The 13,089-nt window shown below is 60.9% G+C and carries 12 protein-coding genes; 2 read left to right on the forward strand and 10 right to left on the reverse strand.

The features are described 5' to 3' along the window. Positions 1-137: 137 nt before the first annotated feature. The 8 genes from C6382_RS15220 to gcl form a co-directional block, all read right to left on the reverse strand. Complete coding sequence (locus tag C6382_RS15220; RefSeq protein ID WP_107025236.1) at positions 138-1,139, reverse strand: sulfate ABC transporter substrate-binding protein; 1,002 nt, start codon at positions 1,137-1,139, stop codon at positions 138-140. Positions 1,140-1,232: 93 nt separating this feature from the next. Next, positions 1,233-2,057 (reverse strand): ion transporter, encoded by an 825-nt coding sequence (locus C6382_RS15225; RefSeq protein WP_107025237.1) that lies wholly within the window; start codon positions 2,055-2,057, stop codon positions 1,233-1,235. 44 nt (positions 2,058-2,101) lie between these two features. Continuing rightward, positions 2,102-2,989 (reverse strand): urea transporter, encoded by an 888-nt coding sequence (locus C6382_RS15230; protein ID WP_107025238.1) that lies wholly within the window; start codon positions 2,987-2,989, stop codon positions 2,102-2,104. Between the two features lie 139 nt (positions 2,990-3,128). Next, positions 3,129-4,544, reverse strand: coding sequence for a pyruvate kinase (gene pyk, locus C6382_RS15235; RefSeq protein WP_107025239.1), 1,416 nt, complete (start codon positions 4,542-4,544; stop codon positions 3,129-3,131). Continuing rightward, on the reverse strand, positions 4,541-5,815 hold the full coding sequence (locus C6382_RS15240) for a glycerate kinase (RefSeq protein WP_107025240.1): 1,275 nt from the start codon (positions 5,813-5,815) through the stop codon (positions 4,541-4,543). Before C6382_RS15240 ends, pyk begins: the two co-directional genes overlap by 4 nt. 92 nt (positions 5,816-5,907) lie before the next feature. Next, positions 5,908-6,801 (reverse strand): 2-hydroxy-3-oxopropionate reductase, encoded by an 894-nt coding sequence (locus C6382_RS15245; RefSeq protein ID WP_107025241.1) that lies wholly within the window; start codon positions 6,799-6,801, stop codon positions 5,908-5,910. Between the two features lie 131 nt (positions 6,802-6,932). Beyond that, entirely contained in the window at positions 6,933-7,715 is a 783-nt protein-coding gene (hyi, locus tag C6382_RS15250) for a hydroxypyruvate isomerase (RefSeq protein ID WP_107025242.1), read from the reverse strand. A gap of 57 nt (positions 7,716-7,772) precedes the next feature. Next, positions 7,773-9,548, reverse strand: coding sequence for a glyoxylate carboligase (gene gcl / locus C6382_RS15255; RefSeq protein ID WP_107025243.1), 1,776 nt, complete (start codon positions 9,546-9,548; stop codon positions 7,773-7,775). Positions 9,549-9,804: 256 nt separating this feature from the next. Between gcl and C6382_RS15265 the strand changes: the two genes are divergently transcribed. After that, positions 9,805-10,245 carry a heme-binding protein gene (locus C6382_RS15265; protein WP_107025245.1) on the forward strand — a complete coding sequence of 147 codons (441 nt, stop codon included), beginning with the start codon at positions 9,805-9,807 and terminating at the stop codon, positions 10,243-10,245. A 101-nt stretch (positions 10,246-10,346) separates the two neighbouring features. Here C6382_RS15265 and C6382_RS15270 read toward each other — a convergent pair whose 3' ends face one another. Continuing rightward, on the reverse strand, positions 10,347-10,955 hold the full coding sequence (locus C6382_RS15270; protein WP_038613246.1) for a TetR/AcrR family transcriptional regulator: 609 nt from the start codon (positions 10,953-10,955) through the stop codon (positions 10,347-10,349). Between the two features lie 124 nt (positions 10,956-11,079). On the opposite strand from C6382_RS15270, the gene C6382_RS15275 reads away from it, so the two are divergent. Beyond that, a complete protein-coding gene (locus tag C6382_RS15275) occupies positions 11,080-11,988 on the forward strand; it encodes a DUF808 domain-containing protein (RefSeq protein ID WP_107025246.1) in 909 nt (302 codons plus the stop codon). Positions 11,989-12,054: 66 nt separating this feature from the next. Here C6382_RS15275 and C6382_RS15280 read toward each other — a convergent pair whose 3' ends face one another. Next, positions 12,055-12,843 carry an outer membrane protein OmpK gene (locus tag C6382_RS15280; RefSeq protein WP_107025247.1) on the reverse strand — a complete coding sequence of 263 codons (789 nt, stop codon included), beginning with the start codon at positions 12,841-12,843 and terminating at the stop codon, positions 12,055-12,057. Positions 12,844-13,089: the final 246 nt, after the last annotated feature.

Consider the following 13,089-nt stretch of genomic DNA (forward strand, 5'->3'; position numbering starts at 1 on the left):
CATCGGCGCGCAGGCGCCAGTTATCATTCAGGTGGTTGTCGACATCCAGTTCCTGACTGACGTCGTCCAGGCCATCCTGAACCACAGGCTCTGTCGATTTGCCAGGGAGCGGATGAATCCGCCCCCACGGGCAAGTGTTACTGGCCGGTATAGATCTGGTCGAACACGCCACCGTCGTTGAAGTGGGTCTTCTGCACGCTGCGCCAGTCACCGAAGGTCTTCTCCACCGAGAGGAAATCGACTTTCGGGAAACGGTCGGTGTATTTGGCCAGCACTGCCGGATCACGTGGGCGCAGGTAGTTGTTGGCAGCGATTTCCTGGGCCTCTGGCGACCACAGATACTTCAGGTACTCCTCGGCGGTTGCGCGGCTGCCTTTTTTGTCCACAACCTTGTCGACCACGCTCACCGGTGGTTCCGCTTCGGCGGAGACGCTCGGGTAGATCACTTCGAACTGATCGCGGCCGAACTCGCGGGCGATCATCTCCGCTTCGTTCTCGAAGGTCACCAGCACGTCGCCGATCTGGTTGGTCATGAAGGTGGTGGTCGCGGCACGGCCACCGGTATCGAGCACCGGCGCCTGTTTGAACAGTTTGCCGACAAAATCCTTGGCCTTGTTCTCGTCACCGCCTTTCTTCAGGACATAGCCCCAGGCCGAGAGGTAGGTGTAGCGACCGTTACCGGAGGTTTTCGGGTTTGGGACGATGACCTGGACGCCGTCTTTGAGCAGATCAGGCCAGTCTTTGAGGGCCTTGGGGTTGCCCTTGCGGACGATGAATACGGTAGCCGAGGTGAACGGTGCGCTGTTGTTCGGCAGGCGGGTGACCCAATTGTCCGGTACCAGTTTGCCGTTGTCGGCCAGGGCATTGATGTCGGTGGCCATGTTCATGGTGATGACATCTGCCGGCAGACCATCGATCACCGAGCGCGCTTGCTTGCTCGAACCGCCGAAGGACATCTGTACGGTGATTTTCTCTTTGTGCTCGGCTTCCCAGTGCTTCTGGAAGGCGGCGTTGTAGTCCTTGTAGAAGTCGCGCATCACGTCATAGGAGACGTTCAGCAACGGCGCTGGTGCGGCGTGGACCAGGGAGCCCAGGGCGAGGCCGGCGGCCAGAAGCGAGGCACTAAAGCGTTTTTTCACTGCGCATTCCTTGTTCGAATTGGCGTTAAAGGCATTATGCCAGCGACTATAGCGGCTCAAGCTTAGGCGCAAAAAGATTAAAAAGTACTTTGCTTATTCCGTTTTCTTGAACAACGCATTACCACAACGCGAGCAGAACGCGGCACCGTGCTCGTGGTTGTTTTTCCGGCATACCGGGCAGTCATGTTGCAGTTGCTCGCCGCGCATGGCATTGGCCAGCTCCGCGGTGAAGATTCCGGTGGGCACGGCAATGATCGAGTAACCGGTGATCATCACCAATGAGGAAATCACCTGGCCCAGTGGCGTCTTGGGCACGATATCGCCAAAGCCGACCGTGGTCAGGGTGACGATTGCCCAGTAGATCCCTTTGGGAATGCTGGTAAAACCATGTTCCGGTCCTTCGACTACGTACATCAGGGTGCCAAACACCGTCACCAGGGTCGAGACACTGAGCAAAAACACAATGATTTTCTGCTTGCTGCCGCGCAGTGCCGAGAGCAGGTAATGCGCTTGTTTGAGATAGGGGCTGAGCTTGAGCACGCGGAAGATGCGCAGCATGCGGATCACCCGGATGATCAGCAGGTACTGCGCGTCGCTGTAGTACAAGGCGATGATTCCCGGCACGATCGCCAGCAGGTCGACCAGACCGTAGAAGCTGAAAGCGTAGCGTAAGGGCTTGGGCGAGCAGTACAGGCGAATCAGGTACTCGACCAGAAAGATGGCGGTGAACCCCCACTCGATCCCGGCCAGCAGTCCGGCGTAGTTCTGGTGCACTTCATCGATGCTGTCCAGCACCACGGTGATCAGGCTGGCGAGGATGATCAGCAGCAGGATGCTGTCAAAGCGTCGGCCAGCGACGGTGTCGGTTTGAAAAACGATGACGTAGAGCCGCGCACGCCAGCTCAAAGGGGTATCCATGCTCAGCTCCATTTCACGATGGAGCTGAGCCTAGGGGCAGTGCCTCAGCTATGCAAGCGGCTGGCTCGGCGGGCAGGTGGCTGGCGCATCAGGCGCTGGCCGATCAGCACCAGCCAGCAGGCGAAGATGAACGGCGCCGTCAGGCCGGGTACCGGCAGTTGTGCAACCAGCGGTTGCAGGATGATTGCCAGGATCATTGCCAGCAACGGCAGCCAGGGCTGTTTACGGGTCTGGCTGAAGGCTAGGGCGGCGAGTGCGGCGTTGAAGCCGTACAGGCCGGCGTACGCGGCATTGGCTTCGCCGCCAAGCAGTGCGAAGCTACCGCCCAGCGCCGCGCCGAGCAATGCCCAGGCCGCGGCATAGCGGTTGGCGATCAGCAGGCCGATGGCGATCAACAGACCGGCAAGCGGGTTGTTCAGCAGGAAGATCTGACCCAGCCCGCACGCCAGGGCATAGAGCGCATTGGGCTCGATCGGGCTGGTGCTGCTGGCGCCGGGTTCGCTGACTATCAGCACGGCCCAGCCGATCAATACGAATGGAGCGGTATATGCCGGGAGCAGCAGGTTGGAGCTGGCGCGTTTGAGCCACTGGTGTACGAGCATGCTGCTCAGGCCGCCGGCAGCAATGATCAGCGGCGGCAGAATCGCCGACCAGGGCAGGGCATAGCTGAGCAGCAGGCCGATCAGCACGCCGTTGTAACTGTATAGGCCAGCCTGGCGGTCCGTGCGATTGTAGCCACGGCGTTGGGCGGTGAGCAGGCCGGCAAGGGCACCGAGCAAGGCACCGCCGACCAGGTCGGGAGCGGTCAGGGTGATGGCCAGCAGGCACAACAGCCCGCACAGCGGATTGCGCTGCAGCAGGACCTGGCTGAAGCCATTGAGCAAGGCCGTGGCCCAGTCGGGGCACGGGTTGACGAAATTCTTGGTGTACATGGGGGCAGTCTGGGTTGCTGTGGAGTGGGGTGGCCTCTATTGGGCCGGGTTTTCCCACGTGGGTTTTGTATTGTGCCTATCGCGGGGCAAGCCCGCTCCTACAGGGTGGGAGCGGGCTTGCCCCGCGATGGCTTTTACATCAGATCAAGGTTTCAATGCGCAACGTGTTAGTCGATCCCGGTTTGCCAAAAGGCACACCGGCAGTGATTAACAGGGTATCGCCACGGCTGGCCATGCCTTGTGCCTGGGCGATTTCCAGCGCGGTGGAGCAGATTTCGTCGACCTGACGCAGGCGATCATTGACCACCGAGTGCACACCCCAGGCCACGCTCAGGCGCCGGGCGGTGGACAGGTTGGGGGTCAGGTTGAGGATCGGTGCCCGTGGCCGCTCGCGCGCAGCGCGCAGGGTCGAGGCCCCCGACTCGCTGTAGTTGACCAGCACAGCTACCGGCAGGATGCCGCTGATACGCCGGATCGCGCAGCTGATCGCATCGGAGACGGTCGCTTCCGCCTTCGGGCGGCCAACGTCGAGTTGCGCCTGATAATCCGGGCCGTTTTCAACCTGGCGGATGATTTTGCTCATCATCTGCACGGCTTCCAGCGGGTAGTCACCGGAGGCGGTCTCGGCCGAGAGCATCACCGCATCGGCACCTTCGGCCACGGCGTTGGCCACGTCGGTGACTTCGGCACGGGTCGGCGCTGGCGAAAAGCGCATCGATTCGAGCATCTGCGTGGCCACCACCACCGGTTTGCCCAGCTCGCGACAGGTATTGATGATGCTCTTCTGGATCTGCGGTACGCTTTCGGCGGGTACTTCCACACCCAGGTCACCACGGGCAACCATGATCGCATCGCTGAGTTCGGCAATCGCCCGCAGTTGGGTGACGGCCGAGGGCTTTTCGATCTTGGCCATCAGGTAGGCGCGGTCACCGATCAGCTGGCGCGCTTCGATGATGTCTTCCGGGCGTTGTACGAACGACAGCGCCACCCAGTCGACACCCAGTTCCAGACCGAAGGTCAGATCACGGCGATCCTTGGCGGTCAGCGGGCTCAAGTCCAGAACCGCTTGCGGGACGTTGACGCCTTTACGGTCGGATAGCTCGCCGCCATTGAGCACTTCGGTCTCGATCGCGTCGCTGTGTTTGGCAGTTACCCGCAGGCGCAGCTTGCCGTCATCGAGCAGCAGGTCCATGCCCGGCTCCAGCGCGGCGATGATTTCCGGGTGCGGCAGGTTGACCCGCTCGGCAGTGCCCGGGGTGCTGTCGAGGTCCAGGCGCAGTGCCTGGCCGCGTTGCAGCTGGACCTTGCCTTCGGCGAAACGGCCAACGCGCAGCTTCGGCCCCTGCAGATCCATGAGGATGCCCAGCGGGTAGTTGAGCTGACGCTCTACCTCGCGAATCCACTGGTAGCGCAGGGCATGGTCTTGGTGTTCGCCGTGGCTGAAGTTGAGGCGGAAGATGTTCACCCCGGACTCGACCAGCTGGCGGATGTCGTCGATACCCTTGATGGCAGGCCCGAGGGTCGCGAGGATTTTGACTTTTTTATCAGGCGTCATGGTTTGGCACTCTCAAGGATCAGAATGGCGCGAAAATCGTTGACGTTGGTCCGCGTCGGCTCGGTGACGATCAAGGCATCGAGCGCGGCGAAGTAGCCATAGCCATTGTTGTTGTCCAGTTCGTCGCTGGCCGACAGCCCCAGGGCTGCAGCACGGGCGTAGCTGTCCGGGGTCATCAGCGCGCCGGCATTGTCTTCCGAGCCGTCGATGCCGTCGGTGTCGCCAGCCAGGGCGTAGACCCCGGGCAAGCCCTTGAGGCTCTCGGTCAGGCTCAGGAGGAATTCGGCATTGCGTCCGCCACGGCCATTGCCGCGCACGGTCACGGTGGTCTCGCCGCCAGAAAGAATCACGCAGGGCGGCGACAGCGGTTGGCCGTGCAGGACGACCTGTCGGGCGATGCCAGCGTGAACCTTGGCCACTTCCCGCGATTCGCCTTCCAGGTCGCCGAGAATCAGCGGGCTGAAGCCAGCCTGGCGGGCTTTGACCGCCGCCGCTTCCAGCGACTGCTGAGGGCGGGCGATCAGTTGGAAGTGACTGCGCGCCAGCGCCGGATCGTCGGCCTTGACGGTCTCGGACGCCGGGTTGTTTAGCCAGGCGGTGACTGCAGCCGGGGCTTCGATGTTGTAGCGCTTGAGGATCGCCAGCGCTTCAGCCGAGGTGCTCGGGTCGGCCACGGTAGGGCCAGAGGCGATCACCGTAGCCAGGTCGCCCGGCACATCGGAAATTGCATAGGTGTAAACGGTGGCTGGCCAGCAGGCCTTGGCCAGTCGGCCGCCCTTGATCGCCGAGAGGTGCTTGCGCACACAGTTCATCTCGCCGATGGTGGCACCGGACTTGAGCAGGGCCTTGTTGATCTGTTGCTTGTCGGCCAGGGTCAGGCCTTCGGCGGGCAAGGCCAGCAAGGCAGAGCCGCCGCCGGAAAGCAGGAAGATCACGCGATCGTCTTCGTTCAGATCGCTGACCATCTCCAGCACGCGTTTGGCCACGGCCAGGCCGGCGGCATCGGGGACCGGGTGGGCGGCTTCGACCACTTCGATTTTCGAGCAGTTGGCGCCGTGACCGTAGCGGGTCACCACAAGGCCGGAAACCGGGCCCTGCCAGTTGCGCTCAACCACTTCGGCCATGGCGGCTGCGGCCTTGCCGGCGCCGATGACAATGACGCGACCGCTGCGGTCGCTGGGCAGGTGTGCTTCAAGCACCTGGCGAGGGTGCGCGGCATCGATAGCCGTGGCGAACAGCTCGCGCAGAAAGTGTTGCGGATCGACCGACATGGCAGGCTCCAATCTTATTGTTCTGCAGAATCGAAAACGCCCCCGGGCCTGCCTCCGTGCAGGCTGACCCAGGGGCGCTGTTGCCTGGGTTGTTACTGGTCGTCGCGGATCGAGAAATTGGCCATGTGCTCAAGGCCTTTGATCAGTGCCGAGTGGTCCCAGTTGGCGCCACCGATGGCCGCGCAGGTGCTGAACACTTGCTGGGCATTGGCGGTGTTGGGCAGGTTGATGTTCAGCTCTTTGGCGCCTTGCAGGGCCAGGTTCAGGTCCTTCTGGTGCAGGCTGATGCGGAAGCCTGGATCGAAGGTGCCTTTGATCATGCGCTCGCCATGCACTTCAAGGATCTTCGACGAGGCGAAGCCGCCCATCAGGGCTTCACGTACCTTGGCCGGGTCGGCACCGTTCTTGGCGGCAAACAGCAGGGCTTCGGCGACGGCCTGAATGTTCAGGGCGACGATGATCTGGTTGGCAACCTTGGCGGTCTGGCCGTCACCGCTGCCGCCGACGCGGGTGATGTTCTTGCCCATGGCCTGGAACAGCGGCAGAGCGCGTTCGAAGGCATTCGGGCAGCCGCCGACCATGATGCTCAGGGTCGCAGCTTTGGCGCCGACTTCACCGCCGGATACCGGGGCGTCGAGGTAGGTGGCGCCGGTGGCCTTGATCTTCTCGGCGAAGGCTTTGGTGGCGGTAGGGGAGATCGAGCTCATGTCGATCACGACTTTGTTCGGGCCAACGCCCAAGGCCACGCCATTCTCGCCGAACAGCACCGAGTCTACCTGTGGGGTATCGGGCACCATGACGATGATGAATTCAGCTTCCTGGGCCACTTCTTTCGGGTTGGCCAGGGCCACGGCGCCAGCGGCGACCAGGTCGGCCGGGGCTGCATCGTGGTGGGTGGACAGGAATAGGCTGTGACCGGCTTTTTGCAGGTTCTGCGCCATTGGGTGGCCCATGATGCCGGTGCCGATAAATCCGATTTTAGCCATGAGAGATGCCTCTTGTAATTGTTAGATGCGGTAACCCGGTGGGAGCGGGCTTGCCCCGCGATAGCGCTGTTGGGGTCGCCATCGCTTCGCGGGTCAAGCCCGCCCCCACAGAGAAACCATGCCAATCAGTTTCAGATCGCGTTATGGGATTTCAACCAGCCCAGGCCAGCTTCGGTGGTGGTCAGTGGCTTGTATTCACAGCCCACCCAGCCTTGGTAGCCGATGCGGTCCAGGTGTTCGAAGAGGAAGCGGTAGTTGATCTCGCCAGTACCCGGCTCATTGCGGCCCGGGTTGTCGGCCAGCTGGATGTGGTTGATCTTGGCCAGGTTGCTTTCCATGGTGCGGGCAAGATCCCCTTCCATGATCTGCATGTGGTAGATGTCGTATTGCAGGAACAGGTTGCTGCTGCCGACTTCGGCCTGGATTTCCAGGGCCTGTTTGGTGTTGTTCAGGTAGAAACCCGGGATGTCGCGGGTGTTGATCATTTCCATGACCAGCTTGATCCCGGCGGCTTCCAGCTTGTCGGCAGCGTACTTGAGGTTGTCGACGAAGGTCTTGCGTACGCTGGCGCAATCCGGACCTTGTGGACGGATACCGGCCAGGCAGTTGACCTGGGTGTTGCCCAGTACCTGGGCGTAGGCAATGGCCAGGTCGACGCCGGCGCGGAACTGCTCGACGCGGGCCGGATCGCAGGCGATGCCGCGATCACCCTTGGCCCAGTCACCGGCCGGCAGGTTGAACAGCACCTGGGTCAGGCCGTGGGCATCGAGCTGCTGCTTGATTTCAGCCGAGCTGTAATCGTACGGGAACAGGTATTCGACACCGCTGAAGCCGGCGTCGGCAGCAGCCTTGAAGCGGGCGAGAAAGTCCTGCTCGGTGAACAGCATGGACAGGTTGGCGGCGAAACGTGGCATGGTTGTCTCCTTGCAAAAGTGGGCCCTGCGCCTAATGCAGCAGGGCCGCTGCAGCGATCAGTCGAGCAGGGAAATCGCGGTTGGCGCGTCGTTGCCGACCAGGGCCAGGTCTTCGAATTCGTTGACCGCGTTGATTTCGGTGCCCATCGAAATGTTGGTCACGCGCTCGAGGATAACCTCGACCACTACCGGTACCTTGAACTCTTCAGCCAGTTTTTGTGCTTTGAGCAGGGCCGGGGCGATCTCGCCAGGCTCGGTCACGCGCAGGGCCTTGCAACCCAGGCCTTCGACCACGGCGACGTGATCGACACCATAACCGTTGAGCTCCGGCGCGTTGACGTTCTCGAACGCCAGCTGCACACAGTAGTCCATCTCGAAGCCGCGCTGTGCCTGGCGGATCAACCCCAGGTAGGAGTTGTTCACCAGCACGTGAACGTACGGCAGGTTGAACTGCGCACCCACGGCCAGCTCTTCAATCATGAACTGGAAGTCATAGTCGCCCGACAGCGCCACAACTTTGCGGCTCGGATCAGCCTTGACCACACCCAGGGCGGCAGGAATGGTCCAGCCCAGCGGGCCGGCCTGACCACAGTTGATCCAGTGACGCGGCTTGTACACGTGCAGGAACTGCGCGCCGGCGATCTGCGACAGACCGATGGTGCTGACGTAGCAGGTGTCTTTGCCGAACACCTGGTTCATTTCCTGATACACGCGCTGCGGCTTGACCGGCACGTTGTCGAAATGGGTCTTGCGCTGCAGGCTCGACTTGCGCTGCTGGCAATCTTCCAGCCAGGCGCTGCGGTCTTTGAGCTTGCCAGCGGCTTTCCACTCGCGGGCCACTTCCAGGAACACATCCAGTGCAGCACCGGCGTCGGAAACGATGCCCAGGTCAGGGGTGAATACCCGGCCGATCTGGGTCGGTTCGATATCGACGTGAATGAAACGACGGCCTTCGGTGTAGACGTCGACCGAACCTGTGTGACGGTTGGCCCAGCGGTTACCGATACCCAGCACCACGTCGGACTTGAGCATGGTGGCGTTGCCGTAGCGGTGCGAAGTCTGCAGACCGACCATGCCGACCATCAGCGGGTGATCGTCAGGGATGATGCCCCAGCCCATCAGGGTCGGGATGACCGGGATACCGGTCAGCTCGGCGAACTCGACCAGTTTGTCGCAGGCATCGGCGTTGATGATGCCGCCACCGGCTACCAGCAGCGGACGCTCGGCGGTGTCGAGCATGGCCAGGGCTTTTTCGACCTGAATGCGGTTGGCAGCAGGCTTATGCACTGGCAGCGGCTGGTAAGCGTCGATGTCGAATTCGATTTCGGCCATCTGCACGTCGAACGGCAGGTCGATCAGCACCGGCCCTGGACGGCCGGAGCGCATTTCATAGAAGGCTTTCTGGAACGCGTACGGCACCTGACCGGGTTCCAGCACGGTGGTCGCCCACTTGGTCACTGGCTTGACGATGCTGGTGATATCGACGGCCTGGAAATCTTCCTTGTGCATACGGGCACGCGGCGCCTGGCCGGTGATGCACAGGATCGGGATGGAATCGGCCGAGGCGCTGTACAGGCCGGTGACCATGTCAGTGCCGGCAGGGCCGGAGGTGCCGATGCACACACCGATGTTGCCGGCTTTGGTGCGGGTGTAGCCCTCGGCCATGTGCGAGGCGCCTTCAACGTGACGAGCGAGGACGTGATCGATACCGCCGACTTTCTTCAGGGCCGAGTACAGCGGGTTGATTGCAGCACCCGGAATACCAAACGCGGTTTCAACACCTTCGCGGCGCATCACCAGAACGGCTGCATCAATTGCTCTCATTTTGCTCATGGTTTTGTGCCTCTTTGATTTTGTAATTGTATACAAATGGCTTTTCGTCAGAGTGTATTCACGCCAGGCGACTCTGGTCAATCCATTTTCTTCGGCGATGGGTGCTTTCGTCGGGAAGGCCATAAAAAAGGCGTTTCGTCAGAATTGGGTTATCGCTCTCAAATTATTGTATACAAAAATATTCGCCATTGTGTTCTATTTGTTCTATTGCTTTCACACCTGCCCTCAGGGCTTCTAACAACAAGAGGACCTTTCCATGACCACATTGACCCTGAAAGTCGCCGTCAGCCTGGTGAACGCCGCGCTGGCCGCAGGCCGCAAGATCTCCGCCGCGCCCCTGACGGTGGCGGTGCTTGATGCTGGCGGCCATCTGTTAACCCTGCAGCGTGAAGACGGCGCCAGCCTGCTGCGCCCGCAAGTGGCGATGGGCAAGGCCTGGGGCGCGATTGCCCTGGGCAAGGGCTCGCGCCTGATTGCCCTGGATGCACAACAACGCCCGGCGTTTTTCGCCGCGCTTAATGGCCTGGGGCAGAGCCCGGTGGTGCCGGCGCCAGGTGGCGTGCTGATTCGTAATCAGCAGGGCGTGGTGGTGGGCGCGATCGGTATCAGTGGCGATACCTCGGATATCGATGAGCAGTGCGCGATCAGTGCGATCGAAGAGGTGGGATTGACGGCAGATGCCGGAGTAGCAGCTTAAGACTTTATCCCCCGGTGGGAGCGGGCTTGCCCCGCGATTGCGATTGTTCAGTCACATTGCATCGCGGGGCAAGCCCCACCGGATGAGCTTGTTCTCACAGGTCAAGCGTCCGGTTCACACCCCTTGAGCACCAGACGAATGATGGTCTGGGTCGCCGCCTCATAGTCGCTGTCTTCCAGCTTGGCTTTACCGGTGACCACGGAGATCTGCCAGTCGAAATCAGCGTAGGTCTGGGTCGCCGCCCAGATGCTGAACATCAGGTGGTGCGGGTCGACCTTGGCAATCTGCCCACGGTCGATCCAGGCCTGGATGCACTCGATGTTGTGCCGGGCCTGCTCGTTGAGCTGTTCGACCTGGCTCGGGCTCAGGTGCGGGGCACCGTGCATGATCTCACTGGCGAATACCTTGGAGGCAAACGGCAAATCGCGGGAGATACGTACTTTCGAGCGGATGTAGGCGCTCAGGACTTCCTTGGGATCACCGTCGGCATTGAACGGCGTTGACGCCTGCATGATCGGCTCGATGATGCTTTCCAGGACCTCGCGGTAGAGGTTTTCCTTGGACTTGAAGTAGTAATAGACGTTCGGCTTGGGTAGCCCGGCCTTGGCCGCGATGTCGCTGGTCTTGGTGGCGGCGAAGCCCTTGTCGGCGAACTCTTCACTGGCCGCGCGCAGGATCAGTTCTTTGTTGCGCTCGCGAATGCTGCTCATGGTTGACGCTAATCCTCGGGCCTGAAAGGGCGGTTGCGCATGGTAGCACCGCGTTTGCAGAGGGCTCAAGGTGGCGACTTTGGGCTAGACTGAGCGCCTCTCAACCCGCTGGAATCAGGCAAACATGGCAGGAAGCAGTCTACTGGTATTGATCGACGATATCGCCACGGTACTGGACGATGTCTCGGTAATGACCAAGGTCGCGGCGAAAAAGACCGCAGGTGTATTGGGTGACGATCTGGCGCTCAATGCCCAGCAGGTAACCGGGGTGCGTGCCGAGCGGGAAATCCCGGTGGTCTGGGCGGTGGCCAAGGGCTCGTTCGTCAACAAGCTGATCCTGGTGCCGGCAGCGCTATTGATCAGTGCCTTTATCCCCTGGGCGGTGACGCCGCTGTTGATGATCGGGGGGGCCTTCCTGTGTTTCGAGGGCTTTGAAAAGCTCGCCCACAAGTTCCTGCACAGCAAGGAGGAGGACCAGGCCGAACATGCCGCGTTGACCGAGGCGGTGGCAGACCCTGCAGTTGATCTGGTGGCCTTCGAACAGGGCAAGATCAAGGGGGCGGTGCGTACCGACTTCATTCTTTCCGCCGAGATCATTGCCATCACCCTGGGGACGGTCGCCGATGCGCCGCTGACCCAGCAAATCGTCGTGCTGTCAGGCATCGCCATTGTCATGACCATTGGTGTTTATGGCTTGGTCGCCGGCATCGTCAAGCTTGATGACCTGGGCTTGTGGCTGACCCAGAAAGCGTCGAGCGTGGCCAAGGCCATCGGCAACGGCATCCTGCGTGCGGCGCCGTACATGATGAAAAGCCTGTCGGTGATCGGTACCGCGGCGATGTTTCTGGTCGGTGGCGGGATTCTGGTGCATGGCGTGGCGCCGTTGCATCATGCGATCGAAGCCTTCAGTGAAGGGCGGGGCGGGGCATTGACGGGCGCCTTGCTCAATGGCGGGGTGGGGATTGTGGCCGGTGCGGCAGTTTTGGCGGTGGTGGCTGTTGTTGGCAAGCTTTGGCGAGCGGTGAAGGGCTGATAGCCTCATCGCGGGGCAAGCCCGCTCCCACCAGGTAGGAGCGGGCTTGCCCCGCGATGGCATCAATCAGAAATGCACTTTGACCAGGAAGCTGGCAGTGTTCTGATCGGTATCAAACGCGTCGCTGTCCTTGATCCCGTACTTGTTCTTCCAGTAGTCGTATTCGAAACCGACATACAACTGCTTCTCGCCCCAGTTCAACGCCTTGCCCAGGTCATATTTGACCTGCGGGTTGAAGTGCAGGTTAGCGTGGTAGGTGCCACGGCGGCTGGTGGCATCGTTGTCGACCACCCAGTCCATGAAACCATCGATGAGAATGTCGGATTTGCCCACAGGAATGGTGTACGACCAGACCGGGGTGATCTGCCAGACGTTGTCACCGGCGCGGCTGCCTTCGGTGTTGCGCTGGTAGAAGTTCAGCTGGAAGTAGTCGAAGCCCGGGATGGCCAGGTCGAAACCAGGACCGATCAGGTAAGACTCGGTATCGCCCTCGCCAAATTCGTAGGTCATGGCCAGCAGCACGTCTTTGATCGGACCGAACGCCAGCTTCTGGTCGAAAATTTTGCCGAACGACAGACGCGGCTGAATCTCGCCGTAGTAGGTGTTGTCGCCGTTGTTGAAGTCTTTATCGCCGTTATAGAAGATCTTGTCGACAAAGATGAAGTTGTCGCCGTACTTCCAGGCATCGGCGTGCTCGAAGGTCACGGTCTGCTGGATTTGCGGGTTGACCGCGAAGTTCTTGCCCCATAGGTAGGTCAAACTGTTGTTCTGCCATTGCAGCAGGTCACCGGCGGTGGCGGCAGTACTGGCCGCCAGCAGGCCGCCGGCGAGGATCAGGCTATTGGTCATGCGCATCGCTGTGTTGCTCCCTTGATTGAATCTGTTGTCGGTGCTCTGCGTGGCACCGTTGGGTTTAAATACTTGTCTTTTGAGTCAGTTTTTTTCGATTGGCCACAACTGTTTGGCAAGAGCTGCGCCAACTTTCCGGTACGGCACAGCAATCCTGCTCGACGTCTTTCTGAACTGATGAAAAGGGGTATTTCAGGTTGGCGTGACGCTTGCCAACCGCCCGAATTCATTGACTGAGCGGTCAGCAAACGC

The sequence above is a fragment of the Pseudomonas sp. BBP2017 genome, from assembly GCF_003024385.1.
Lineage (GTDB): Bacteria > Pseudomonadota > Gammaproteobacteria > Pseudomonadales > Pseudomonadaceae > Aquipseudomonas.